22 protein-coding genes and 1 tRNA gene are annotated in these 24349 nt (G+C 71.6%); 15 read left to right on the top strand and 8 right to left on the bottom strand.

All coding sequences use genetic code 11. From position 1 onward, the window contains the following. Positions 1 to 12: 12 nt before the first annotated feature. Positions 13 to 840 carry a class I SAM-dependent methyltransferase gene (locus tag ACZ4MH_RS11390; protein ID WP_351599482.1) on the bottom strand — a complete coding sequence of 276 codons (828 nt, stop codon included), beginning with the start codon at positions 838 to 840 and terminating at the stop codon, positions 13 to 15. A gap of 177 nt (positions 841 to 1017) precedes the next feature. On the opposite strand from ACZ4MH_RS11390, the gene ACZ4MH_RS11385 reads away from it, so the two are divergent. The 3 genes from ACZ4MH_RS11385 to ACZ4MH_RS11375 all read left to right on the top strand — a co-directional run bounded on the left by ACZ4MH_RS11385 (position 1018) and on the right by ACZ4MH_RS11375 (position 4696). After that, positions 1018 to 2442, top strand: a complete 1425-nt coding sequence (locus tag ACZ4MH_RS11385) for a glycosyltransferase (protein ID WP_351599483.1) — start codon at positions 1018 to 1020, stop codon at positions 2440 to 2442. Further along, on the top strand, positions 2435 to 2941 hold the full coding sequence (locus tag ACZ4MH_RS11380) for a type III secretion system chaperone family protein (protein ID WP_351599484.1): 507 nt from the start codon (positions 2435 to 2437) through the stop codon (positions 2939 to 2941). Before ACZ4MH_RS11385 ends, ACZ4MH_RS11380 begins: the two co-directional genes overlap by 8 nt. Positions 2942 to 3046: 105 nt before the next feature. Further along, a complete protein-coding gene (locus ACZ4MH_RS11375; RefSeq protein WP_351599485.1) occupies positions 3047 to 4696 on the top strand; it encodes a glycosyl hydrolase family 28-related protein in 1650 nt (549 codons plus the stop codon). Here the strand turns inward: ACZ4MH_RS11375 and ACZ4MH_RS11370 are convergent. Further along, on the bottom strand, positions 4650 to 5999 hold the full coding sequence (locus ACZ4MH_RS11370; RefSeq protein WP_351599486.1) for an MDR family MFS transporter: 1350 nt from the start codon (positions 5997 to 5999) through the stop codon (positions 4650 to 4652). The genes ACZ4MH_RS11375 and ACZ4MH_RS11370 overlap by 47 nt on opposite strands. Positions 6000 to 6187: 188 nt before the next feature. Between ACZ4MH_RS11370 and ACZ4MH_RS11365 the strand changes: the two genes are divergently transcribed. Next, the gene (locus tag ACZ4MH_RS11365) at positions 6188 to 6949 is read left to right on the top strand and encodes a phosphoglyceromutase (RefSeq protein WP_351599487.1); all 762 of its coding nucleotides are present in this window, start codon (positions 6188 to 6190) and stop codon (positions 6947 to 6949) included. Between the two features lie 150 nt (positions 6950 to 7099). Further along, positions 7100 to 7387 carry a hypothetical protein gene (locus ACZ4MH_RS11360; protein ID WP_351599488.1) on the top strand — a complete coding sequence of 96 codons (288 nt, stop codon included), beginning with the start codon at positions 7100 to 7102 and terminating at the stop codon, positions 7385 to 7387. 88 nt (positions 7388 to 7475) lie between these two features. Here ACZ4MH_RS11360 and ACZ4MH_RS11355 read toward each other — a convergent pair whose 3' ends face one another. Beyond that, positions 7476 to 7631, bottom strand: a complete 156-nt coding sequence (locus ACZ4MH_RS11355) for a hypothetical protein (protein ID WP_351599489.1) — start codon at positions 7629 to 7631, stop codon at positions 7476 to 7478. A gap of 119 nt (positions 7632 to 7750) precedes the next feature. Next, positions 7751 to 8428 carry a phosphate signaling complex protein PhoU gene (gene phoU / locus ACZ4MH_RS11350; RefSeq protein ID WP_351599490.1) on the bottom strand — a complete coding sequence of 226 codons (678 nt, stop codon included), beginning with the start codon at positions 8426 to 8428 and terminating at the stop codon, positions 7751 to 7753. A 278-nt stretch (positions 8429 to 8706) separates the two neighbouring features. On the opposite strand from phoU, the gene phoR reads away from it, so the two are divergent. Then, positions 8707 to 10020: a two-component system sensor histidine kinase PhoR gene (phoR, locus tag ACZ4MH_RS11345; RefSeq protein WP_351599491.1), complete on the top strand. Its 1314-nt coding sequence runs from the start codon at positions 8707 to 8709 to the stop codon at positions 10018 to 10020. A gap of 5 nt (positions 10021 to 10025) precedes the next feature. Further along, the gene (gene phoP / locus ACZ4MH_RS11340; RefSeq protein ID WP_465270440.1) at positions 10026 to 10697 is read left to right on the top strand and encodes a two-component system response regulator PhoP; all 672 of its coding nucleotides are present in this window, start codon (positions 10026 to 10028) and stop codon (positions 10695 to 10697) included. A gap of 198 nt (positions 10698 to 10895) precedes the next feature. Here the strand turns inward: phoP and ACZ4MH_RS11335 are convergent, their stop codons facing one another. Beyond that, positions 10896 to 11489, bottom strand: coding sequence for a copper chaperone PCu(A)C domain-containing protein (locus ACZ4MH_RS11335; protein WP_351599492.1), 594 nt, complete (start codon positions 11487 to 11489; stop codon positions 10896 to 10898). Between the two features lie 764 nt (positions 11490 to 12253). Here ACZ4MH_RS11335 and ACZ4MH_RS11330 point away from each other — a divergent pair. From ACZ4MH_RS11330 to ACZ4MH_RS11300, 7 genes are all read left to right on the top strand, one after another. Then, positions 12254 to 12736 carry a CarD family transcriptional regulator gene (locus ACZ4MH_RS11330; protein ID WP_003953493.1) on the top strand — a complete coding sequence of 161 codons (483 nt, stop codon included), beginning with the start codon at positions 12254 to 12256 and terminating at the stop codon, positions 12734 to 12736. Positions 12737 to 13233: 497 nt separating this feature from the next. Continuing rightward, positions 13234 to 13983 (top strand): 2-C-methyl-D-erythritol 4-phosphate cytidylyltransferase, encoded by a 750-nt coding sequence (gene ispD, locus ACZ4MH_RS11325; protein WP_351599493.1) that lies wholly within the window; start codon positions 13234 to 13236, stop codon positions 13981 to 13983. Between the two features lie 194 nt (positions 13984 to 14177). Continuing rightward, a complete protein-coding gene (ispF, locus tag ACZ4MH_RS11320) occupies positions 14178 to 14669 on the top strand; it encodes a 2-C-methyl-D-erythritol 2,4-cyclodiphosphate synthase (protein ID WP_351599494.1) in 492 nt (163 codons plus the stop codon). Between the two features lie 715 nt (positions 14670 to 15384). Beyond that, positions 15385 to 15789, top strand: coding sequence for a PPOX class F420-dependent oxidoreductase (locus ACZ4MH_RS11315; protein ID WP_351599495.1), 405 nt, complete (start codon positions 15385 to 15387; stop codon positions 15787 to 15789). A gap of 225 nt (positions 15790 to 16014) precedes the next feature. Next, complete coding sequence (gene cysS / locus ACZ4MH_RS11310) at positions 16015 to 17409, top strand: cysteine--tRNA ligase (RefSeq protein WP_351599496.1); 1395 nt, start codon at positions 16015 to 16017, stop codon at positions 17407 to 17409. Between the two features lie 245 nt (positions 17410 to 17654). Continuing rightward, positions 17655 to 18608, top strand: coding sequence for a 23S rRNA (guanosine(2251)-2'-O)-methyltransferase RlmB (rlmB, locus tag ACZ4MH_RS11305; RefSeq protein ID WP_351599497.1), 954 nt, complete (start codon positions 17655 to 17657; stop codon positions 18606 to 18608). A gap of 292 nt (positions 18609 to 18900) precedes the next feature. Next, the gene (locus ACZ4MH_RS11300; RefSeq protein ID WP_467754468.1) at positions 18901 to 20784 is read left to right on the top strand and encodes a DoxX family protein; all 1884 of its coding nucleotides are present in this window, start codon (positions 18901 to 18903) and stop codon (positions 20782 to 20784) included. Between the two features lie 307 nt (positions 20785 to 21091). Here the strand turns inward: ACZ4MH_RS11300 and ACZ4MH_RS11295 are convergent, their stop codons facing one another. The 3 genes from ACZ4MH_RS11295 to ACZ4MH_RS11285 form a co-directional block, all read right to left on the bottom strand. Further along, positions 21092 to 21832, bottom strand: coding sequence for a nucleotidyltransferase family protein (locus tag ACZ4MH_RS11295; RefSeq protein WP_351589493.1), 741 nt, complete (start codon positions 21830 to 21832; stop codon positions 21092 to 21094). Positions 21833 to 21995: 163 nt separating this feature from the next. Beyond that, positions 21996 to 22418: a hypothetical protein gene (locus ACZ4MH_RS11290; protein ID WP_351589496.1), complete on the bottom strand. Its 423-nt coding sequence runs from the start codon at positions 22416 to 22418 to the stop codon at positions 21996 to 21998. A gap of 432 nt (positions 22419 to 22850) precedes the next feature. After that, positions 22851 to 23987, bottom strand: a complete 1137-nt coding sequence (locus ACZ4MH_RS11285; RefSeq protein ID WP_351589499.1) for an ABC transporter ATP-binding protein — start codon at positions 23985 to 23987, stop codon at positions 22851 to 22853. Positions 23988 to 24194: 207 nt separating this feature from the next. Between ACZ4MH_RS11285 and ACZ4MH_RS11280 the strand changes: the two genes are divergently transcribed. Beyond that, positions 24195 to 24268 (top strand) — tRNA-Thr (locus ACZ4MH_RS11280). The last annotated feature ends 81 nt before the right edge of the window (positions 24269 to 24349 follow it).

Raw genomic sequence — 24349 nt, 5'->3', positions numbered from 1 at the left:
TCCCCGCGCCGCTCAGGCCCCGCCCCGCGGTGCCAGCGCCTCCCAGCGCACCGTGACCTCGCCCAGGCGCCAGCGGCCGGGGCCGTCGGCGAGGGGCCAGCCCGCGGCGTGCAGGGCGCGGACCGAGCGGATCCAGCGCTGGCGGGCGCCGAGCGCGCCGTAGGGCGCTGCCGCCGCCCAGGCGCGGTCGAAGTCCCGCAGGAAGGCGTGCACCGGCTCGCCCGGCACATTGCGGTGGATGAGCGCCTTCGGGAGCCGTTCGGCCAGGTCGGAAGGGGTGGCCAGGGACGCGAGCCGGGCCGCGAAGGTGACCGTGCGGGGGCCCTCGGTGCCGAGCGCGACCCAGACGTGCCGGCGCCCGATCTCGTCGCAGGTGCCCTCCACCAGCAGGCCGCCCGGGGCCAGCCGGGCGCACAGCCGCGCCCAGACCGTCGCCACCTCGGCCTCGTCGTACTGGCGCAGCACGTTCGCCGCCCGGATCAGCGCGGGGGAGCGGCCCGGGGCGCCCGGCAGCGGCACCTCGAAGCCGCCGTGCAGGAAGACCAGCCCGTCCCGCTCGTACGGCCGGGCCGCCGCGACCCGCGCCGGATCGATCTCGACGCCCACCACCGCCGCGTCCGCGCGGGCCGTGCGCAGCCGGTCCAGCAGCTCCACGGCGGTCCAGGGCGCGGCGCCGTACCCGAGATCGACGGCGACCGGGTCGGCGGTGCGGCGCAGCTGCGCGCCGTGCGTGGCGGCGATCCAGCGGTCCATGCGGCGCAGCCGGTTCGGATTGGTGGTCCCGCGGGTGGCGCTCCCGACCGGGCGTGCGGACGGGGGAGGGGAGGAGCTGCGGGCCATGAGATGACTTTATGCGCCGCTGTGCGCCGGCCCGCCCGGGAGCCTCTTAGGGTCACGCTTTGGCAAAGAGGGGGCGGCGCGGCGTCTGGCGGGAAATGGCACGGCCGGCTCTGTTGTTGGCCGGTGGAGAGGCGTTTTTGTGCCGGATTTCCGCCGGATTGTGGGAGGTAGCTCGCAGTGAGCCAATATGTGTCCCGGCTCCGCGGCCGTCCTCAGAGCCAGTTCGCGGGCCCCGCCCGGCTGCGCCTGGGGGGCTCCCGCAAGCCGCGCCGGGTGGCGATGCTGAGCGTGCACACCTCCCCGCTGCACCAGCCCGGCACGGGCGACGCGGGCGGCATGAACGTCTACATCGTCGAGCTCGCCAAGCGCCTCGCCGCGATCGACATCGAGGTCGAGATATTCACCCGCGCCACCACCGGCGCCCTCCCGCCCTCCGTCGAGCTGGCCCCCGGCGTGCTCGTACGGCACGTGGACGCGGGCCCGTACGAGGGCCTGAACAAGGAGGACCTGCCCGCCCAGCTGTGCGCCTTCACGCACGGCGTGATGCAGGCGTGGGCCGGCCACCGCCCCGGCCATTACGACCTGGTGCACTCGCACTACTGGCTCTCCGGCCACGTCGGCTGGCTCGCCGCCGAGCGCTGGGGCGTCCCGCTCGTGCACGCCATGCACACGATGGCCAAGGTCAAGAACGCCGCGCTCGCGGCGGGCGACACCCCGGAGCCGGCCGCCCGCGTCATCGGTGAGACGCAGATCGTGCGCGCCTCGGACCGGCTGATCGCCAACACCGCCGAAGAGGCCGGTGAGCTCGTCCGGCACTACGAGGCCGAGCCCGGCAAGGTCGCGGTCGTGCACCCCGGCGTCAACCTCGACCGCTTCCGCCCGGCGAGCGACGCGACGGGCAGCGACGCGACGGGCAGCGGCGTGACCGGCAGCGGCGTGACCGGCAGCGGCGCCGCCGACGCGCGGGCCGCGGCCCGGCACCGTCTCGGCCTGCCCCAGGACGCGCTGATCCCGCTCTTCGCGGGCCGCATCCAGCCACTGAAGGCCCCCGACATCCTGCTGCGCGCGGTCGCGGTCCTGCTGGACCAGGACCCCTCGCTGCGCTCCCGGATCGTCGTCCCTGTCGTCGGCGGCCCGAGCGGCAGCGGCCTGGCCAAGCCCGAGGGCCTGCAGAAGCTGGCCGCCCGGCTCGGCATCGCGGACGTGGTGCGGTTCCGGCCGCCGGTCGGCCAGGACCAGCTCGCGGACTGGTACCGCGCGGCCAGCGTGCTGGTCATGCCGTCCTACAGCGAGTCCTTCGGGCTGGTGGCCATCGAGGCGGAGGCCTGCGGCACGCCGGTGATCGCGGCCTCGGTCGGCGGCCTCCCGGTGGCCGTGAAGGACGGCGTCAGCGGCTTCCTGATCGACGGGCACGACCCGGTGGACTACGCCCGCGCGCTGCGCCGGTTCGCCGAGGACCCCTCGCTCACGCCGCGGATGGGCGCGGCGGCCGCCCGGCACGCCGGCTCCTTCGGCTGGGACACCGCGGCCGCCGCGACCGCCGACGTGTACACCGCCGCGATGCAGGAGCGGCGCCGTCGCCTACGATCACTGCATGGCTGAGGACAGCAGGGCCGCGGACGCGCGGCAGGTCGTCGAGGAGACGCTGAACGACGCCGGACTGGAGTGGGAGTCCCCGGAGGCCGGCAGTTATGTCGTGAAGCTGCCCGGCACCCGCAAGCTCTCCACGACCTGTTCGCTGCTGGTCGGCAGGCATTCGCTGTCGGTCAACGCGTTCGTCGTCCGCCGCCCGGACGAGAACCACGAAGCGGTGCACCGCTGGCTGCTGGAGCGCAACACCCGTCTGTACGGCGTGGGTTACGCGATCGACAAGCTCGGCGACGTCTACCTCGTCGGCAAGCTGCCGCTCGCGGCCGTCACCCCCGAGGAGCTGGACCGGATCCTCGGCACGGTCCTGGAGAACGCCGACGGCTCCTTCAACACGCTGCTGGAGATGGGCTTCGCGTCGGCGATCCGCAAGGAGTACGAGTGGCGCGTCGCGCGCGGCGAGTCCACCCGTAACCTCGACGCGTTCGCGCATCTGACCAGCCGGGACAAGTAGCACTTTCCGGCCCGTTTCGCGGCGTCCTCTTCCGCCGTGCGGCGGGCGCGTGCCATGCTCGCGCCGTCTCTCCCATGCACCTCTTCACCTGCATGAAGGCGGCCCATGGACATCAGCAGGCGCACTGTGCTGGGCAGCGCGACCGCCGTGACGGCGGCCGCCGTACTGCCCGCCCTCCCGGCCGGCGCTTCCGGTCACCGCAACGCACTCTGGGACGAGTTCACCGCCCGCCCCTTCCGGCATCCGCAGATCCCGTACGTCGGCCGGGCCGGCAGCCGGCGCGGGCCCCGGACCGCCGGCGAAGGGCCCGTGATCGACGCGGTACGGGAGCACGGCGCCGTCCCGGACGGCAGCAAGGACTCGGCCCCCGCCCTCAACCGCGCCATCGAGGCAGCGGGCCGGCGCGGCGGCGGCGTCGTCACCCTCCCGCCCGGCACCTTCCGCATCGACGGCATCGTCCGCATCGGCCACGATCACGTGGTGCTGCGCGGTGCCGGCAGCGGCCGTACCAAGCTGCTCGCCACCAAGCACCTGACCGAGCTCATCGGCCCGTACGGCAGCCGGTACGGCGGCGACAAAACCGCCTGGTCCTGGACCGGCGGCCTCATCTGGCTCTGCCCGACGGCCCGTTGGGACTCCCTGGTCGCGGCGATCAGGAAGCGGGACTGGCCGTTCGAGGGGTGGACGGGCAACCGGCGCGACGAGTGGCGCACGCTCACCGCCGTACGCCCCGCGCGCCGCGGCGACCGCACCGTCACGGTCGCCGACGCCTCGCGCCTGAGCCCCGGCGCCCTCGTCCTCCTCCGCCTGGCCGACGACAAGGGCCACACCCTCCTCCAGCACATCGCGGGCGACGGTCCGGGCCCCGCCGCGTACACCTGGCACGACAAGGTCAAACTCACCAGCTACGTCCCGTACGAGTGGCCCGTGCGCATCGTCCGTATCAAGGGGCGCTCGGTCACCCTTGAGCGCCCGCTGCCGCTCGACGTGCGCCCGGAGTGGGACCCGCGGCTCACCACCCACGTCCCCGCGCTCGTCGGCGCCGGCGTCGAGGGCCTGACGATCGAAGCGGTCGAGACGCCGCAGTCACCGCACCTGCACGACAAGGGGTACAACGCCCTCACCCTGCAGTGCGCGTACGACTGCTGGGTGCGGGACGTCGTCGCGCGCCACGTCGACAACGGCTTCGGGATGACCGCCGCCTCCGCCTGCACGATCAGCAACACCCGTGTCGCGGGCCGCGGTTCGCACCACCCGTACTACTGCCGCGAGGGCTCGCACGACAACCTCTTCGAGGACTTCACCATCGAACAGCGCACCGTGCCCACGCCGCCCGGCACGCAGCTGCACGGCATCAACGTCGAAGGACTCTCCAGCTACAACGTCTGGTCGCGCGGCCGGATGGAGATGGGTACGTTCGACTCCCACCGGGGCATGCCGTTCGCCAACGTCCGTACCGACATCGTGCTGAACAACAACGGCCGGCACGGCGGCGACATGCGTGCGGGGCCGCTCTTCGGGGCCCGCTTCACGCACTGGAACGTCCGCGTCACCAACGGCCGGGCCGGCATGGTGCGGATCGACGGCCTGGCCCCGTACAGCGTCACCGCGGGCATCTCCGAGGTCCGCGAGTTCGACCAGACCGACCAGCCGGACTTCACGGGCGACCTGCACAGCAGGCTGATGGCGTACGGCCGCCCCGGAACGGTCAGGCCACGGAATCTGTACGAGGCACAGCGCCGGCTGCGTCCATGACGGGCGCGGATTCCGGAACCCGGTCGGATACCGATCCGGGTTCCGGAGCCGGGTCCGATATCGGCGCGGGTTCCGGAGCCGGCGTACGCGCCGCCCGCTCCTCGGTGTTCATCCGCCGCAGCAGCAGCCCGTAACCGAGCGCGGCCACCGTCCCGATCACCGCGCTGCCGGACCAGAGGGTGGCCGGGCCGTAGCGGTCGATGACCGTGCCGCCGAGCAGCGGGGCGGCCAGCGAGGCCACCGACCAGGACAGCGCGTACATGCCTTGGTAGCGGCCGCGGCCATGGGTGGGCGAGAGCCGGACCACCAGCCCCATCTGCGTGGGCGAGTTGATGATCTCGCCCAGCGTCCAGACGGCGACGGACACCGCGAACAGCGCCACCGAACCGGCGAACGCCGTCAGCCCGAAGCCGTAACCGGTCAGCAGCGCCGAGCCGATCAGCAGCGCCGCCGGGCTGCGGTGCTCGATGAAGCGGGTCACGGGGATCTGCAACAGCACGATCAGCACGCCGTTCGTGGCGATCACCAGCCCGAAGTCCGTGCTGCTGAAGCCCGCCCGGCCCATGGTCACCGGCAGCGACACGTACGCCTGCTGGAAGAGCAGCGCGAGCAGCAGGTTCAGGCCGACGACGGTCATGAACCGCCCGTCCCGCAGCACGGTCAGCATGGAAACCCGCCGTACGGGCTCCTCCGCCGTACCGGCCTCCGCCGCCTCCGCCGCCACCGGCCGGGACTCGGGCAGCTTCACGAAGACCACCACCGCGCAGGCCAGCACCAGCGCCGACTCGCCGAGGAAGAGCAGCAGATAGCCGTACTGGGCGAGCAGCCCGGCCAGCGACGAGGAAATCGCGAAGCCCATGTTCAAGGCCCAGTAATTGAGCGCGAAGGCCCGCACCCGGTCCTCCGGCGCCACGATGTCCGCCATCATCGCCTGCACCGCGGGCCGCGAGCCGTTGCTCGCCATGCCCACCACGCCGGCCACCGCCGCGATGGCCACCGGGTCCTCCATGAACCCCAGCAGCGCCACCGAGACCGCGGTCGCCAGCTGTGCGATCAGCATCGTGGGCCGCCGCCCGAGCCGGTCGGTCAGCACCCCGGCCACCACCGAGGAGACCACCCCGCCCAGTCCGTACAGCGCGCCGACCAGCCCCGCGTACGACGCCGAGTACCCCCGCTCCACCGTGAGGTACAGCGCCAGGAACGTGGCGACGAACGCCCCCAGGCGGTTGATCAGCGTGCTCGTCCACAGCCACCAGAACTGCCGCGGCAGCCCCGACACGCTCGCGACGACGGCTCGTCTCACCGTGCCTCCCCCAAAGAACCGACGTAAGTGGCGCAACCGCCAAGGGGAAGCTATAGACGCAGGTCACCTCACGCCATTGAATTGACGCGAACCGTCAAACGTCATCGCCCCGGCACAGACGAGCGCCCCGGAGTCCACACATCGGCCCCCTGCCTGGCCTGTCACCGTTTTCGATTAGTCTCAAAGACATGGCCGACGCACCGTACAAGCTCATCCTCCTCCGCCACGGCGAGAGCGAGTGGAACGCGAAGAACCTGTTCACCGGCTGGGTGGACGTCAACCTGAACGAGAAGGGCGAGAAGGAGGCGGTCCGCGGCGGTGAGCTGCTCAAGGACGCCGGCCTGCTCCCCGACGTCGTGCACACCTCCCTCCAGAAGCGCGCCATCCGCACCGCGCAGCTGGCCCTGGAGGCCGCCGACCGTCACTGGATCCCGGTCCACCGCAGCTGGCGCCTGAACGAGCGGCACTACGGCGCGCTGCAGGGCAAGGACAAGGCCCAGACCCTCGCCGAGTTCGGCGAGGAGCAGTTCATGCTCTGGCGCCGCTCGTACGACACCCCGCCGCCGGCGCTCGACCGTGACGCCGAGTACTCGCAGTTCTCCGACGCGCGCTACGCCACGCTCCCCCCGGAGCTGCGCCCGCAGACCGAGTGCCTGAAGGACGTCGTCGTCCGGATGCTCCCGTACTGGTTCGACGGCATCGTCCCGGACCTGCTCACCGGCCGCACCGTCCTGGTCGCCGCCCACGGCAACAGCCTCCGTGCGCTGGTCAAGCACCTCGACGGCATCTCCGACGCGGACATCGCCGGCCTGAACATCCCCACCGGCATCCCGCTCACCTACGAGCTCGACGCCGACTTCAAGCCCCTCAACCCGGGCGGCACCTACCTCGACCCGGAGGCCGCCAAGGCCGCCATCGAGGCGGTCAAGAACCAGGGCAAGAAGAAGTAAGCCCGAGCCTTCTCCGACGCCAGGCCCCCTGCCTGCGGTTTTTCCGCGGGTGGGGGGGGGCTTGCTGCCGCTCTGGGGCCGGCGTTGGGCCGGCAGCGTCGCGGTAGTCTCCGTGCCCCTGGTTCACCTGCGTCGAAATGTGAGCACCCTGTGGCCATACGTGAGACATTCGCCAACCTCTTCAAGCGCACGGCGAAGACCGCCGACGGAGCGTACGCGGCGGAACGACCCTGCCTGTGCTCTCCCCCGTGGCCCGGCCTGGAGACGACGGCGAATGGCTACACGCTCCCGGCTGTGGTTTCGAGCCACTACAGCGTGCTCACCCACCCGGACGTCGGCCCGTTCGTCGCTCGCTGCACCGGCTGCCGGGCCCGGTACCCCGACCCGTGGGTGATTCCGCAGGGCGCCCCCATGCCCTTCCGGTGGGCGCAGGACTAGGGACTCCGGGCCGTGCGCCCGCACATCGAGGGGCCCCGGTCGGCGGTGCCGGCCGGGGCCCCTCGGTCGTGCGGTCGCGGTTGTTGCCTCAGCCGCAGTTGCCGCCGCAGCTGCACGGGCCGCCGGACTGGCAGCCGCAGCCGCAGCCCGAGCCGCAGCCGCAGGCGGCCACGAGGGGCAGCAGGGGGCGGCGGTCGTCGGCCGCGGGACGCTCGGTCGTCACAGGGGTGGGGGAGTCAGCCATGAAATGCCTCCTCTGGAGGGGGTCATCGGGAGGTCGTACCGGGCTGTGCTGTACCGCTGCCCATGACATGCCCGCGTGAAGAGGCGCATCAACCGCGCGCGGTGGCACGCGGTGGCGCGTCAGCCGCCCTCGACCGCGGTCGGCGGCGCGATCTCGTCCGCGTGCTCGCCCGTGACCAGGTACACCACGCGCTTGGCGACCGATACCGCGTGATCGGCGAACCGCTCGTAGTAACGGCCCAGCAGCGTGACATCCACCGCCGTCTCGATGCCGTGCTTCCAGCGGTCGTCCATCAGGTGCTGGAAGAGCGCGCGGTGCAGCAGGTCCATCGCGTCGTCGTCCTGCTCCAGCTGCAGCGCCAGATCGACGTCCTTCGTGATGATGACCTCGCCCGCCTTCGCCATCAGGCGCTGCGCCAGCTGCCCCATCTCCAGAATCGTGGCGTGCAGGTCCCGGGGCACCGCCGTCTCCGGGAACCGCAGCCGCGCCAGCTTCGCGACGTGCTGCGCCAGGTCACCGGACCGCTCCAGGTCCGCGCTCATCCGCAGCGACGTCACGACGATCCGCAGATCCGTGGCGACCGGCTGCTGGCGCGCCAGCAGGGCTATGGCCCGGGCCTCCAGGTCGCGCTGCAGATCGTCGACCTTCTCGTCGCCGGCGATCACGTTCTCCGCCAGCTTCAGATCCGCGTCGAGTATCGCCGTGGTGGCGCGCCCGATCGCGGAGCCGACAAGCCTGGCCATCTCGACCAGGCCTTCGCCGATCGAATCCAGCTCCTCGTGGTACGCGTCCCGCATCAGTGACCTTCTCTCGCATCGAGTCGTTCGAGTCGTATGTGGGCCTGCGATGCCCGTGATCAGTCCCCCGGGCCGGTGCCCCTGCGTAGTCGCCCGGGCTGCGCCCCTGGTGGTGTGGGCCTACGATCCCCACGCTCCCACGTTCGAGCCCGGATGCGACCGGTTCGCCCCTCCGGAGTGAACCGGTGCCGACATGAAGGTGAACTCTCGGCAACCAGTGGCCGAGGTGACCCTCGGACGGCTGGGGAACTGTCACAACCGGCGCATAACCTGGACTCATGAACGTGGACGCGGCCATCGCCGCAGTGGCAGCGATCGCCGGTTGTTGTACCGGCGTGATCGCCATGCTGGCGTTCCGCTGGAGCGAGCGGGACCAGGCCAAGCCCACGCGTACGTCCCTGCACACCGACGCCGTCCTGCCCCCCGGCGTGGACACCGTCCTGTCGGTGCTGCGGTCCTCCGCCGTCGTCCTGGACGAGGCCGACGGCGTGGTCAAGGCCAGCTCGGCCGCGTATGCCCTGGGCCTCGTACGAGGCGGCAAGCTCGCCGTCGACCCCATGCTCCAGATGGCGCGCGACACCCGCAGGGACGGGGAGATACGCCAGGTCGAGCTGGACCTGCCGCGCCGCGGCACCGGCCGCGGCGACGCCCTCGCCGTCTCCGCGCGGGTCGCCCCGCTCGGCTCCCGGCTCGTCCTGCTCCTGGTCGAGGACCTCACCGAAGCCCGCCGCATCGAAGCGGTCCGCCGCGACTTCGTGGCGAACGTCAGCCATGAGCTCAAGACCCCGGTCGGCGCGCTCTCCCTGCTCTCCGAGGCCGTCATGGACGCCAGCGACGACCCCGAGGCGGTGAACCGCTTCGCGGGCCGCATGCAGGCCGAGGCCACCCGCCTGACCAGCCTCGTACAGGAGCTCATCGACCTCTCCCGGGTGCAGAACGACAACCCCCTGGAGGACGCCGAGCCCGTCCGCGTGGACGAGCTGGTCGAGGAGGCCATGGACCGCTGCCGCCAGCAGGCCAGCAGCAAGTCGATCACCATGGCCATCGGCGGCATCGCCGACCTGCACGTATGGGGCAACAGAAGCCAGCTCGCCGGCGCCCTCGGCAACCTCGTCGAGAACGCCGTCAACTACTCCCCGGCCCGGACCCGCGTCGGCATAGCCGGCCGCCGTGTCCCGGCGTCCGGCGGCACGATGATCGAGATAGCCGTCACCGACCAGGGCATCGGCATCTCCGAGAAGGACCGGGACCGGATCTTCGAGCGGTTCTACCGCGTCGACCCGGCGCGCTCCCGCGCCACCGGCGGCACCGGACTCGGTCTCGCCATCGTCAAGCATGTGGCCGCCTCGCACGGCGGGGAGGTCACGGTATGGAGCGCCGAAGGACAGGGCTCCACCTTCACCTTGCGGCTCCCGGAAGCCGGCGCGGTCCGTGACCGCGACACCCAACGGGACGGCGCCGCAGCAGACCCGGACGACCTCGATGGCGAGGACGGTCCGTACGACACCTTCAACGGCCCGGCCGACACCCACCACCACACTTCCCCGGAAGCGCTACGCGCGCCCTACCCTGCCCCGGAGGTCCTTCCGTGACCCGAGTGCTCGTCGTCGAGGATGAGGAGTCCTTCAGCGACGCCCTGTCGTACATGCTCCGCAAGGAGGGCTTCGAGGTCGCGATCGCCGCGACCGGCCCCGACGGACTGGACGAGTTCGAGCGCAACGGCGCCGACCTGGTCCTGCTCGACCTGATGCTGCCCGGCCTGCCCGGTACGGAGGTCTGCCGCCAGCTGCGCGGCCGCTCCAACGTCCCGGTGATCATGGTGACCGCCAAGGACAGTGAGATCGACAAGGTCGTCGGCCTGGAGATAGGAGCCGACGACTACGTCACCAAGCCGTTCTCCTCGCGGGAGCTGGTCGCCCGCATCCGCGCGGTCCTGCGCCGCCGCGGCGAGCCGGAGGAGGTCACCCCGCAGGCCCTGGAGGCCGGCCCGGTCCGCATGGACGTGGACCGGCACGTCGTCACGGTCTCCGGCGGCAAGGTCGACCTCCCGCTCAAGGAGTTCGACCTGCTGGAGATGCTGCTGCGCAACGCCGGCCGGGTCCTCACCCGTATGCAGCTGATCGACCGCGTCTGGGGCGCCGACTACGTGGGCGACACCAAGACCCTCGACGTCCACGTCAAGCGCCTGCGCGCCAAGATCGAGCCGGACCCGGGCGCGCCGCGCTATCTGGTCACGGTCCGCGGCCTCGGGTACAAGTTCGAGCCGTAGGCCGACCGGCGCGCCTTCAGGGGCGCGGGGAACTGCGCGAGCAGTCCAGGCGGCGAGATGTCCGCGCCACGTGCCCTGCCCACCACGGGCGGGGCGCTTTCGCGTACGCGGACGGCCGCTACGACGCCCGCACGGACGCCTCCATGTGCCCGAACGCCCGCCCCGCCGCCGAAGCGGCAGAGCGGGCGGGGGCATACCTCAGTGGCCGCCGTGCGCGGATTCCGAGGCCGAAGGCGAGGCCGACTCCGAGGCGGACGCGGACGCCGACGGCTGCGGCACCTCGCTCGGCCCGTAGTCCTTGAAGTAGCTCTTCGCCGGGACGACGTACGCCCGCAGCGTCACCTTGCCGGTGCGGCTGAAGTCGAAGGTCACCTTCTGCGCGTTGCCGTCCTGGACGGCCTCGCGGCCGCTGGACAGGGTGGCCGAGGCGTTGCCCTTGCCGCCGATGACGAGGGAACCGCCGGCCGGCACGGTGATCTTGCCGGAGCCCTTGGCGGGCTTCAGCTCGGCCTGCTGGCCGCTGCCGTCGACCGTGACGGAGTCCAGCGTCTGGTCCTTCGTACCGCCGTTGAACAGCGTCGCGGACACCGCTGCCGGGCCCTTGGCGTCCGGCTTCGGCTGGGTGATCACGATGGCGTTCTGGATCTTGATGTCGCCGACGGAAGTGGCGGCGTTGTCCGGCTTGACTTGCAGCGTCGCGGCATCGTTCCCGGCCGCGCACGCGGAGAGCGAGGCGATCGAGAGCGTGAGGACGGTGGCGGCGAGGGCGCCGCGTCGAAGGCTGCGGCTCACGGCGGCGGCATCTCCTAGGACGAGCTTCGGCGGCCGAACGGGCATGCCCGGTCGCGGGGTGGACGGCTGGGCGGCCGTTCCGTACGCCGCGCGTCGGCGCCGTACGTAAAGCCGCCCTAAGGGTGTGTCAGCGCCGCTAGGTTACCGAGCCGCCCTTCCGCCGCCGCACCCGACCCGCCCCCTGCGCGATCACGTGCCGATCGCGCGCCGGTCACATGATCACGAGCGGCCGCCCGGAACGCTCCCGACGCCGCTGCCGGCGGCCCCTCCCGTGCGTGCCCGGCCGGCTTGCCGCAGCCCTCACGAGAACTGCCGGAAGAATTCACCTCACGTCCGTTCGAGTGATCGCCGCGGGAGAATCCACCGGAGCCGCCGAGAGGAATAGCGGCAATGGCAAAGGAATGCGCCGCGTCACACGAATTGATCATGTCCGGTACGCCCGGCCGGGTGACGGGGTGATCAATTCTCGATTCGGGCAGGAGTGATCGGGAGTGACCGAACGGAGTAGTGGAAGCACGCCATCCGGATCCCGGCAAACCGGGACGTTCGTCCTGTCGATCGGGCTCTTCGGGAGCTGTAACGTACGCGTTTCGCTCCGCTCAAGAAGCGCCTCCGACCTGCGCATACCTACTTCCATTGGGCGGTCGATGCACGTCACGACCGTCGTTGTCAAGCCCCGAGATGCGCCCTGACCTGCGAAAACGCCATTCAGAACGGACCGTTCCCGTGTTAGGATGGATAGCCACGGAAGGGGTACCTGTCACATGACGTTCAAGGTTGGCGACACCGTGGTCTATCCCCATCACGGGGCCGCGCTGATCGAGGCCATCGAAACTCGCCAGATCAAAGGCGTGGACAAGACCTACTTGGTGCTGAAGGTCGCCCAGGGCGATCTGACGGTTCGTGTGCCAGCGGACAATGCGGAGTTCGTCGGTGTACGCGATGTGGTCGGCCAGGACGGGCTCGACCGGGTCTTCGAGGTGCTTCGCGCACCATATGCCGAAGAGCCGACGAACTGGTCCCGTCGCTACAAGGCAAATCTCGAAAAGCTCGCCTCCGGCGACGTGATCAAGGTCGCCGAGGTGGTTCGCGACCTGTGGCGCCGTGAGCGTGAGCGCGGACTCTCCGCAGGTGAGAAGCGAATGCTCGCCAAGGCCCGCCAGATCCTGGTGAGCGAGCTCGCCCTCGCGGAGAACACGAACGAAGACAAGGCCGAGGCTCTGCTCGACGAGGTCCTCGCGTCCTGACGCCCGCCGCTGCCGGGTTTCCACAGTGATCGCTCACGGTGGCAGGCCCCGCGATGAGGCGCTCAGCACAAGGAGCGCGCTCAGCGGTGCTCAGCAGTGGTGCTCAGCACGAAAATGCCGCGGTGCCCGAGCGACGATTGCTTCCTCGCGGAAGCAGTCCGTTGCCGGGCGCTGCGGCATATCTGATGACAGGCGTACCCGATGGCCTACGTACCTGGTGTGCTGCCCCAGCCCCTGGCGTGCCTACGGGGCCTGCCTACGGTCCTACGGGGCGTGCCCTACGGCCGGCGTGCCGAGAAGCCGGCCACGGCGGCCATACCCTGAGCCGAACCAGGAACTGACGTGCCGGGCCCGGGCAGCTGGCTCGACCGGCCGTCACGGAAGGGTCCGGTCGGGGCGTCGCGCCCGGCACGGTGTGGCCATACCCACCTCGGCCGAGTAAACAAACCTGCCGCTCGAAATTCGGGGTGCGACCCCCGGCTCACGGAGTGCAACCGATGTCTGAAGATTCCCGCCGACTTCGCACGGCGGCGGTCATCCCCGCGGCCGGCCGCGGGGTACGCCTCGGCCCCGGCGCCCCCAAGGCGCTGCGCGCGCTGGGCGGCACGCCCATGCTCATCCACGCCGTACGGGCCATGGCGGCGTCCCGCGCCGTCTCGCTCGTCGTCGTGGTCGCGCCGCCCGACGGCGCGCCCGAAGTACGTGCTCTGCTGGACAGCCACCCGTTCCCCGAGCGCACCGAGCTGCTGGTCGTCCCCGGCGGCGACACCCGCCAGCAGTCCGTGAGCCGCGGCCTGCAGGCGCTGCCCGACGACGTCGACGTGGTCCTCGTCCACGACGCGGCGCGGCCCCTCGTGCCGGTGGACACCGTCGACACCGTGATCAACGCCGTACGGGGCGGCGCGCCCGCCGTCGTACCGGCGCTGCCGCTCGCCGACACCGTGAAGGAAGTACGGCCGGATCCCGACGGCGGATCCGAGCCGGTGGTGGGCACACCGGAGCGCGCCCGGCTGCGCGCCGTACAGACCCCGCAGGGCTTCGACCGCGACACCCTGGTCAAGGCCCACACGACCGTGACCTTCGACGGCGAGGGTGCCACGGACGACGCCGGCATGGTCGAACGGCTCGGCGCGCCGGTCGTGGTCGTACCCGGCCACGAAGAGGCGTTCAAGGTCACCCGCCCGCTGGACCTGGTACTCGCCGAGGCGGTACTGGCGCGCAGGCGCGTGACGGACGGGTACGCCTGAGGGACGGGTAGGCCGGAGGGACGGGGGCGCCTGACGGGTCCTTCTCCGGTGGCTGTTCTGTGGACGGCTTGGGGTTTGGGGTGGGGGCGGGGCGTATACGGGGGCGGTGGGGGTGGCCCCCTACCCGTCCGACGAGCGGGGGCGGGGCGGAGTTCTCGCGCGGTTCGATGTTCACTCGCAGGGAGGAAAATTTCATGGTCGCGTTGCCCCAGGTGGGGATCGGGACGGACGTACACGCCTTTGAGCAGGGGCGTGAGCTGTGGTGCGCCGGGCTCCTGTGGGACGAGGCGGCCAGCGGCGGCTACGGCCTCGCCGGGCACAGCGACGGCGACGTGGCCGCGCACGCCGCCTGCGACGCGCTCTTCTCCGCGGCCGGCATCGGCGACCTCGGCGCGCACTTCGGTACGAGCCGCCCCGAGTGGTCCGGCGCCTCCGGCGTGACGCTGCTCGCCGAGGCCGCCCGCATCGTCCGGGCCGAGGGCTTCGAGATCGGCAACATCGCCGTCCAGGTCATCGGCGTACGCCCGAAGGTCGGCAAGCGCCGCGAGGAGGCCCAGAAGGCGCTCTCGGCCGCGGCCGGCGCGCCCGTCGCGGTCTCCGGCACCACCACCGACGGCCTCGGCCTCACCGGCCGAGCAGAAGGCCTGGCCGCCCTGGCCACGGCCCTGGTGATCCGCACGGCATAACCCCCGACGGCCCGGCCCCACGAGCCGGCTGACCCGGTTTCGGCCGGGGCTCCGGTTTCGGCCGGGCCTCCGGGCTCGCTTCGACCCGCCGCCTCGGTCCGGGCTTCGGGTTTCACCTCGACCCGCCGCCTCGGCCGGGCCACCGGTTTTGGCCGGGCCTCCGGGTTCGCTTCGGCCCGCCGCCTCGGCCGGGCCTCCGGTGCCGCCTCGGCCGGGCCGCCCGGTCCCACCTCGGCCTCGGTGCCCGGTTCCGCCTGGATCCGGCCGTCCGGTTCCCCGTTTCGGCCTCCGGCCCACCTGGCCCGGCCGCCCGGTTCCGCCCACGCCCCGACCGCCCGGTTTCGCATACACCCGCCCCCGGCCACTCAGCTTCGCGTACGCCCGCCCCCCGCCGCCCGGCTTCGCGTACGCCCGCCCCCGGCCGTCCCGTTCCACCCTGCGGGTGAATCTCGTGCTCGGCGCGAACACCCGCCACCCGTCATTCGTCAGACGGGGTGGGGGCCCCAGGGTGCGCACATACGGGCGCAGCCCCGAACTCGCCGCTCCTCAGGGGGAATTCCGCGCCCCAGGGGAATTCCCCGCCCCGCACGGACGTTGGCCCGGCAACAGCACCCGTCCGCGTCCTGCTCCGCTTCGCACCCGCGCTCCCGCTTCGCCCCGTGTACGACCGCTTCGACCGCGTCCCGCTCCGTACGCTCCGCAGGAAGGAACCGCCGTGGCAGCCGAACTCTCCGAGGCCCTCAAGAAGGTCCTCGACTCCCCGGTCCTGGTCACCGTGGCCACCATCCAGCCCGACGGCAGCCCGCAGCTCTCGCCGGTGTGGGTCAAGCGGGACGGCGACGACCTCCTGTTCTCCACGACCGAGGACCGCCGCAAGGCCGCGAACCTGCGGCGCGACCCCCGGGTGACCGTCATCGTCCAGCCCGCCGACGATCCGTACGCCTACGCGGAGATCCGCGGCAGTGCGGAGCTCACCGGCGAAGGCGCGCAGGAGCTGCTCGACGAGCTCTCGGTGAAGTACACGGGCAAGCGGTACGCGGAGTTCAACCCGAGGGCCGGCCGGGACGGCGCGCGCGTGGTCGTCCGCGTCAGCCCGCGGAAGGTCGTCGGGCGTCTCTGACCGGCCCGCTCGCACCCCGCCCGCCCCGCCTGGCATCCGCAGGCGTACAACCCGTATCCCCGTCCGCCCCACCCCCGTCCCCCCCCCTCATCCCCGGGCGTACCACCGCGAAGTGGTGCCGAAGGGGTGCCGAAGTGGTGTGGAACACCCGCGAATATCACGCTTCTGTGTCCCCGTGGGCCATCGGGTCGCGGGGCACTGCCTCGTTCCGTCTACCCTTGATGCGTGACCATTCGCCTGTACGACACCAGCGCCCGGCAGATCCGTGACTTCTCCCCGCTCACGCCGGGCTGCGTCTCGATCTACCTGTGTGGCGCGACCGTGCAGGCCGCCCCGCATATCGGGCACATTCGGTCGGGACTGAACTTCGACATCATGCGCCGCTGGTTCGAGTACCGCGGCTACGACGTGACGTTCATCCGGAACGTCACGGACATCGACGACAAGATCATCAGGAAGTCGGCCGAGCAGGGCCGCCCCTGGTGGGCGATCGGGTACGAGAACGAGGTCGCGTTCAACACCGCGTACGACACCCTCGGCTGCCTGCGGCCGACGTACGAGCCGCGTGCGACCGGCCACATCCCCGAGATGATCGAAATGATGCGCGGCCTGATCGAGCGTGGCCACGCCTACGCCGCCGATGGCAACGTCTATTTCGACGTGCGCTCCTTCCCCGGCTATCTGGAGCTGTCCGGCCAGGACCTGGACAAGCTGCTGCAGCCGTCCGGCGAGGGCGAGACCGGCAAGCGTGACCCGCGCGACTTCGCGATGTGGAAGGCGGCCAAGGAGGGGGAGCCCAGCTGGGAGACCCCCTGGGGCCGCGGCCGGCCCGGCTGGCACCTGGAGTGCTCGGCGATGGCCCACAAGTACCTGGGTGAGCAGTTCGACATCCACGGTGGCGGCGTCGACCTCGTCTTCCCGCACCACGAGAACGAGATCGCGCAGGCCAAGGCGTTCGGTGACGCGTTCGCGCGGTACTGGGCGCACAACGCCTGGGTGACGATGAGCGGCGAGAAGATGTCCAAGTCGCTGGGCAACTCCGTGCTCGTCTCCGAGATGGTCAAGCGCTGGCGTCCCATCGTGCTGCGCTACTACCTCGGTACTCCGCACTACCGTTCGATGATCGAGTACAGCGAGGAAGCGCTGCGCGAGGCCGAGTCCGCGTTCGCGCGCATCGAGGGTTTCGTTCAGCGCGTCGTGGAGAAGGCCGGTCCGGTCGAGCCCGCCGACGAGGTGCCGCTGGCCTTCGCCGAGGCGATGGACGACGACCTCGGGGTGCCGCAGGCGCTGGCGATCGTGCACACGACCGTCCGCCAGGGCAACTCCGCGCTGACCGCCGACGACAAGGAAGCCGCCGTCGCCCGGCTGGCCGAGGTCCGTGCCATGCTCGGCGTGCTGGGCCTGGACCCGCTGGACGAGCAGTGGTCCGGCGGCGGCTCGGAGCGCGGCGAGGACCTGCACGGCGTCGTCGACTCCCTGGTCCGCATGGTCCTGGACCAGCGGCAGGCGGCCCGCGCCCGTAAGGACTACGCCACCGCCGACGCGATCCGCGACCAGCTCCAGCAGTCCGGCCTCGCCATCGAGGACACCCCGTCGGGGCCGCGCTGGTCGCTGTCGTGACGGACGGCGAGCCGGCCCGGTCGTCCGCCCGGCCGCCCGCGCGGTCGCCCGCACGGGGGACGGCGGGGGACACTCGTACGTACACGTAGCAAACGCAGCGCATGTAGCAAACACAGTACGAGTAGCAAACACGGTACGAGTAGCAAACGCAGTACACGTAGCACGTGTATACGCATCAGACATCTACGCAGCAGACATCACATCCACGTCGCGAGACGTCGAGAGCAGTAAGAAACAGGTGACCCATGGCCGGCAACAGCCAGCGCAGGAACCGCCGCACGTCCAACAAGAAGGGCATGCAGGTCGGCAGCGGCGGCCAGCGCCGCCGGGGCCTGGAGGGCAAGGGCCCCACCCCGCCCGCGTCCGCCCGCAAGGGACATGTGAAGAACCGCGTCGCCAACGCGAAGGCCAAGCAGGCGGCGCACCATCGCCCGGCCCCGCGCCGCGGCGGCGCCAAGGGCACGGCCGAGCTCGTCGTCGGCCGTAACCCGATCGTGGAGGCGCTGCGCGAGGAAATCCCCGCGACGACCCTCTACGTCCAGCAGTTCATCGACAGCGACGAGCGGGTGCGCGAGGCGCTCCAGCTCGCCGCCGACCGCGGCATGAACATCCTGGAGGCGCCGCGCCCCGAGCTGGACCGGATGACCAACGGGCTCAACCACCAGGGTCTGGTCCTGCAGATCCCGCCGTACGAGTACGCGCACCCGGAGGACCTGGCCGCGGCCGCGTTCGACGTCGGCGAGGACCCGCTGATCGTCGCGCTCGACGGCGTCACCGACCCGCGCAACCTCGGTGCGGTGGTCCGTTCGGTCTCCGCTTTCGGCGGCCACGGCGTGGTCGTACCGGAGCGGCGCGCGGCCGGAATGACGGCGGGCGCGTGGAAGACCTCCGCCGGTACCGCGGCGCGCACGCCGGTCGCGCGCGCCACCAACCTCACCCGCACGCTGGAGTCGTACCAGAAGGCGGGCATGATCGTCGTGGGCCTGGCGGCCGACGGCGAGGTCGAGCTGCAGGACCTGGAGGCGCTGGACGGCCCGGTCGTCATCGTCGTCGGCAGCGAGGGCAAGGGCCTCTCGCGCCTGGTCGGCGAGACCTGTGACGTGCGCGTCCGCATCCCGATGCCGGGCGGCGCCGAGTCGCTGAACGCGGGCGTCGCCGCGGGCGTCGTCCTGTGGGAGGCGGCACGCCGCCGGGGCTGAGGGGCACAGCGCGGCCGCCGCCGGGGCTGATGCCCACGGCGCGGCGCGGTGCACGCGGGGCGGCGCACGCGGGGCGGGCCGAAGCCTGTCCCCGCGCGCGCAGCGCCACCGTCCGCCTCCCCTCTCGGGGCTGCCGAGGCCACGTCGACGTCAGCCCGGGGTCACACCCGGGCAAAACACCCCCACAACTCGGGGCAGAACGTAACCCTCCGTGCGGCAGGGGAAGTTTTGACGGGTCTCGGACAGATCGACGCGGTCAAGGCAGTGTCTTAAACGCTGGTCACTCGGTTAGATGAGCGTGGACACCAGAACACCCCGCACGCCTACGGGGGGACGCTCGCCGGGCTTCGATGACGAGCCGGTACTGAGCTCGGTCAAGGTGCCGTGCGACCCCGCGCAGGTCATCGTCAATCACGCCAGCTTCCGCGTGCAGCTCGCGGCCCCCGTGTCGGCGGGCGCCGCGCGGGGTGCCACGGCAGGCGCCGCGTCCGGGCCGGGTACCGCCGCCGGCCCCGGTGCTGCCGCGTCCGGGCCCGCCCGGCGGCGCGCGCCCGTCGTCTGGAGCGGCCGTACGACACCGGGCGACACCACCGCCCCCACCACCCAACTCCTGCACGCCGTGCGGAACAACGCGGGCCGCAGCGACGACGCCGGCGCGACCCAGGTGCTGCCCAGGGTCAGGTCCGAGGAGGCCACCTCCTTCGCGCCGCCCCCGTCGGCCGGCGTGATCGGGCCCCGCGGCGCCTCCGACGACACCGAGCTGCTGCCCCAACTCCCACAGGCCCGCCCCTCGGACGGCGCCTGGTCCGACGACACGTACGGCACGGGTGACGACACGTACGCCGTGCCGGGCGAGGGCGGCAACGCGTGGCGCGACGGTGCGCGCAGGGGCGCCCACGGCGGTGCGTACGCCGGCTCGTACACCGATTCGTACGCTGATTCGCCCGACGGCTCGTACGCGGGTCCGTACGACGGTTCCCCCGAAGGGCCCGCCTCCTCCGCTCCGTACGACGGCGCGGCTCCCGGCCCGTACGGCAGCACGGGCGACGCCTGGGCCGAAGGCCCGTACAGCGGCGAAGGCCCGTACAGCGACGCCGAATTCGAGCCCCGTCAGGAGGGCGGCCGCCGCTTCGCCGGCGACAAGCAGGCGTTCTACCCCGGCCGCCGGATGAACCTCGGCGTCGTCCTGCTCCCCCTGCGCATCTTCCTCGGTTTCATCACCATCTACGCGGGCATGGGCAAGCTCTGCGACCCCGTCTACTTCGACGGCGGCGAGCGCGGCTCCATGGTCAAGTGGCTGGAGTCGCTGGACCCGTGGGCGCTCGCCACGCCGCTGCGCGACTTCGCGCTCGCGCACCCGGTCGGCGCCGGCCTCACCGTCGCCTTCCTCCAGGTCGTCGTCGGCGTACTGACCGTCTGCGGCCTGTGGCAGCGGGTCGCCGCCTCCATGGGCGCGCTGCTCTCGGCCGCCCTCCTGATGACCGTCAGCTGGCGCAACGTCCCCGTGTACGACGCGCCGGACATCATCTACCTCGCCGCCTGGAGCCCCCTGATCATCGCGGGCGCCCCCGTCTACTCCCTCGACGCGCGGCTGGCCGGCGAGGCGTGGCGCAACCTCGGCCCCCGCGTCGAGGTCTGGGACCTGCGGCGCCGAGTACTGCGTCGCGGTGCGGTGATGACCGCGGTGGTCGCGGGCCTCACGCTGCTGATCGGCTCGCTCCTGGGCGGCGCCGTACGGTCCGCCTCCGGCCCGACCGTCCCGAAGCCGGGCGAGCCGCCGACCAACAGCCTGCCCGGCCGCCCGCTGCACACCCCGCGCGAAGCCCCCGGCCGTACGGACAGCGGCCGCACGGCGGGCGCCTCGCAGGGCAGCAGCGCCTCGCCCACCGCGGGCGCCTCCCGCGGTACGGACTCCTCGGCCTCCCCGTCGGCCTCGCAGCCGAGCATGGCCAGGGAGACGGCAGGCGCCACCCAGGGCGCCCAGCCCGGCCGGACCACGAGCGGCCCGCCGCAGCAGTCGGCCCCGGCCGACCCCCCGCCCGCCACCCAGGCCCCGACCTCCACGGCCGGCACGGGCGGCGGCACGACGGGCGGCGGCTCCTCGGGCGGCTCCTCCTCGGGCGGCTCCTCAGGAGGCTCCTCCGGCGGCGGCACGCTGGGCGGCCTGCTGGGCTGAGAGCCGGGCTGAGAGCCGGACTGAGGGCCGGACTGACGGCCGGGCTGGCGGTAGGCCTGTCCGCAGGTCCTCGGCACATACGACATCCCCTTCACGGTCCCGGATTGGGTCCGTGAAGGGGATGTCGTATGAGTGCGGCGACTGGACCGTTATGGGTACTGGCATTTGGTGGCGGTGGCGGTATCGGCACCGGTGGCGGTCGGCGGTGCCGGTGTTTGTGGCGGTGCGGTGCTGGCACATGGTGCTGGTACTGGAGCCGGCCCGCGGCTGTTCAGCGGCCCCGGCCCTACCCGCGCCCCTACCCGTGTCAGTGCCCGTGCCCGTGTCCGTACCTGGCGAGCTCGCTCGCCGCCTCGGTGAGATCCTTCGCCGTGTCGATCGCGCGCCAGTAGGCGCCGTGCGGCAGCGGGAAACCGGCCAGCCGGCGCTCGCGCGCGAGCCGCGGGAACGTCATCCGTTCGTGGTCGCCACGGTCCGGCAGCAGCCCTCTGAAGGCCGCCGAGAAGACGTACACGCCCGCGTTGATCAGGTACGGCGACGGCGGCGCCTCGATGAAGTCCAGTACGTGCCCGAAGGGATCCGTCTCGACGGCGCCCCAGGGGATCCGCGGCCGGGCCAGCGCCAGCGTGGCCTCCGCGCCCCGTTCGTGGTGGAAGTCCGCCATCTCGCGCAGGGAGAAGCGCGTCCAGATGTCGCCGTTGGTGGCGTACCAGGGCTGGTCGGGGCGGGGGAGTGAGGCGGCGGCGTACTTCAGTCCGCCGCCGCGGCCCAGCGGTTCGGTCTCCACGACGGTGGTGACCCGCAAGGGCAGTTCGGCCTGGTCGAGCCAGTCCTGGAGGACCTCGGCGAGGTGGCCGCAGGAGACGACCGCGTCGGTGACGCCCTCGGCGGCCAGCCAGACCAGCTGGTGGCCGATGATCGGGGTTCCGGTGCCCGGGATCTCGACCATCGGCTTGGGCCGGTCATCGGTGTACGGGCGGAGCCGCGAGCCCTGGCCGCCTGCCAGGACCACGGCCTGCGTGGGATGCGGATACGGGACACCTGTCATGATCCGCACCCTATGCCGTGATCGCGGTGGCCGACGGTGGCCACCGCGACCAGGGGGCCGACGGCCGGTTTCCGGGGCGCTCCGAGAGGGAACGCCGCGCGCCGCGTACGTACATCACCTGCTACTGCTGCAACTTCTACTGCCGTTGCTGCTTCTGCTGCTGTCACTGCGCAGCGGCGACCCCGCTCGCGAATGACGTGTCGCAGACCGGCCGCGAGTACGCCTGCGCGCGGTGCGCGGCGCCGTACTTCTCGACCGCGGCGCGGCCCAGGGCGCGGGCGATGGACGCGCAGTGCTTGGCCAGCGACGGACGCTTGGTGGTGGCTTCCTGGAGGTGGGTCAGGGCGGTCCCCGGGTTCTTCTCCTGGAGCTCGGCCAGGAGCTGGTCACGCAGAAGGTCCTGCGGGGCTCTGTTGCGGGGCTGCTGGTGGCCAGTGGCCGTGCCGGAGGACGCGGTGAGCATCTGCGACTCGGAGGTCGGCGAGGCCCACGGCACGCGGGTGACGGCGAGCGTCCCGGAGAGTACGAGGACGACGGGCAGGACGAGAGCGAGAGTTCGGCCGATACGCCGGGCTGCGGAGTTCACGTCCGTGATGGTAGCGAGCAGTGATGATTTGGCGACATTTAGTCACCCGGTCGAGGGATGAATTCGCCTGTCGTGCGTTAAATGATGTTGACGCACACTGCTCGAAATGGCGGAACTGCCGGGGTATTTGTCGACAACGGGGAAGCTCACGTACCTCCCCAACCCGCCCGCCGCCTCAAACCGCCCGTACCGCAAGCGAATCGCGTCCCCCGTAACCAGTGGGCCGGACTGCGAAAACGGCGGCCGAGGCGGCCCTCCCCAAGGAAGACCACCCCGCCCGCCGCCAAACTCACCCGTTCCGGGCACCTACAACATGCTCACGCGCGTGACGCGCCTGAGGCGCGGGGTATGCGACAGCTCCCGTTCGCGCAGTCGCGCAGTCGCGCAGTCGCGCAGTCGCGCAGTCGCGCAGTCGCGCAGTCACTCAGTTGCTCAGTCGCTGAGCCGCTCGCCCGTCGACGTCGAGAAGACGTGCGTCTCGCCGGGCCGCGGCACGACATGCAGCTGGGCGCCCTTCTCCGGCACCTGCCGCCCGTTCACGCGGACGACCAGGTCCTTGACCTCGCCGCCGACCTCGGCCGTGCCGTACACGTACCCGTCCGCGCCCAGCTCCTCGACGACGTTGACCGTCACGGCGAGGCCCGCCGGCGCGTCCGCGGCCTCCTTGGCCAGCGTCTTCGCCGCGCTGCCGTTCTGCTCCACGATCTCGAAGTGCTCGGGTCGCACGCCGACCGTGACCGTACGGTCGCCGTTGTCCGCCGCGGCGGTCAGCGCCTCCCGGCTCACCGGTACGACACTGTTCCCGAACTTCACCCCGCCATCGGTGATGGGAACCTCCACCAGGTTCATCGCGGGCGACCCGATGAACCCGGCCACGAAGAGATTCGCCGGCCGGTCGTACATGTTCCGCGGCGAGTCGACCTGCTGCAGCAGCCCGTCCTTGAGTACGGCCACCCGGTCGCCCATGGTCATGGCCTCGACCTGGTCGTGCGTGACGTACACGGTTGTGATCCCGAGACGGCGCTGCAGGCCCGCGATCTGCGTACGGGTCTGGACGCGCAGCTTCGCGTCCAGGTTGGACAGCGGCTCGTCCATGAGGAACACCTGCGGCTCACGCACGATCGCGCGCCCCATGGCCACACGCTGCCGCTGACCACCGGACAGGGCCTTCGGCTTGCGGCCCAGGTACTCGGTCAGGTCCAGGATCTTCGCCGCGTCCTCGACCTTCTGCCGAATCTCCGCCTTGTTCACGCCCGCGATCTTGAGCGCGAAGCCCATGTTGTCGGCGACGGTCATGTGCGGGTAGAGCGCGTAGTTCTGGAACACCATGGCGATGTCCCGGTCCTTGGGCGGAAGGTGCGTGACGTCGCGGTCGCCGATGCGGATCGCGCCGCCGTTGACGTCCTCCAGGCCCGCGAGCATCCGCAGGGAGGTGGACTTGCCGCACCCGGACGGCCCGACCAGGACGAGGAATTCCCCGTCCTCGATCTGGATGTCGAGCTGATCGACGGCGGGCTTGTCGGAACCCGGGTAGACGCGGGTTGCCTGGTCGTACGTGACCGTAGCCATGGTGATGTGTCCCTTCACCGGCAGGAACGTGCCGGACGATCCGAGTAAAGGAATGAATGGGGCAGCCCGGTGCGCGATGTGGTGTAGTCCACTGCGCACGAACTGCCAGGGACGGTACCGGCACCGACACCCGGTGTCAGTAGCCCGGACATCACAAAAATTCTCCACCCAGGTAACCTGCAGCCCTGGGTACACTTCACCAGGCACGCCTCCTTAGCTCAGCTGGCCAGAGCACCGCTCTTGTAAAGCGAAGGTCGTCGGTTCGAATCCGACAGGGGGCTCGGAGCGCTTCGGCGCGCTGAACTGCGTAAACGCCCCGGGCAGGCCCCTTCGAGGGTCCGGCCGGGGCGTTTTGACATCCA

It is taken from the genome of Streptomyces sp. NPDC026301 (assembly GCF_055567935.1).
The sequence above is the reverse complement of the archived record's forward strand: the minus strand, read 5'-3'. Positions and strand labels throughout refer to the sequence as shown.

What these genes read in the sequence shown, in the direction of transcription:
- ACZ4MH_RS11375 (WP_351599485.1), top strand. Translation starts at nt 3,047, where the DNA reads ATGGACATCAGCAGGCGCACTGTGCTGGGCAGCGCGACCGCCGTGACG.
- rlmB (WP_351599497.1), top strand. Translation starts at nt 17,655, where the DNA reads ATGGCCGGCAACAGCCAGCGCAGGAACCGCCGCACGTCCAACAAGAAG.
- ispF (WP_351599494.1), top strand. Translation starts at nt 14,178, where the DNA reads ATGGTCGCGTTGCCCCAGGTGGGGATCGGGACGGACGTACACGCCTTT.
- ACZ4MH_RS11355 (WP_351599489.1), bottom strand. Translation starts at nt 7,631, where the DNA reads ATGGCTGACTCCCCCACCCCTGTGACGACCGAGCGTCCCGCGGCCGAC.
- ACZ4MH_RS11365 (WP_351599487.1), top strand. Translation starts at nt 6,188, where the DNA reads ATGGCCGACGCACCGTACAAGCTCATCCTCCTCCGCCACGGCGAGAGC.
- ACZ4MH_RS11390 (WP_351599482.1), bottom strand. Translation starts at nt 840, where the DNA reads ATGGCCCGCAGCTCCTCCCCTCCCCCGTCCGCACGCCCGGTCGGGAGC.
- ispD (WP_351599493.1), top strand. Translation starts at nt 13,234, where the DNA reads ATGTCTGAAGATTCCCGCCGACTTCGCACGGCGGCGGTCATCCCCGCG.
- ACZ4MH_RS11380 (WP_351599484.1), top strand. Translation starts at nt 2,435, where the DNA reads ATGGCTGAGGACAGCAGGGCCGCGGACGCGCGGCAGGTCGTCGAGGAG.
- phoR (WP_351599491.1), top strand. Translation starts at nt 8,707, where the DNA reads ATGAACGTGGACGCGGCCATCGCCGCAGTGGCAGCGATCGCCGGTTGT.
- ACZ4MH_RS11295 (WP_351589493.1), bottom strand. Translation starts at nt 21,832, where the DNA reads ATGACAGGTGTCCCGTATCCGCATCCCACGCAGGCCGTGGTCCTGGCA.
- phoU (WP_351599490.1), bottom strand. Translation starts at nt 8,428, where the DNA reads ATGCGGGACGCGTACCACGAGGAGCTGGATTCGATCGGCGAAGGCCTG.
- ACZ4MH_RS11330 (WP_003953493.1), top strand. Translation starts at nt 12,254, where the DNA reads ATGACGTTCAAGGTTGGCGACACCGTGGTCTATCCCCATCACGGGGCC.
- ACZ4MH_RS11300 (WP_467754468.1), top strand. Translation starts at nt 18,901, where the DNA reads ATGAGCGTGGACACCAGAACACCCCGCACGCCTACGGGGGGACGCTCG.
- ACZ4MH_RS11285 (WP_351589499.1), bottom strand. Translation starts at nt 23,987, where the DNA reads ATGGCTACGGTCACGTACGACCAGGCAACCCGCGTCTACCCGGGTTCC.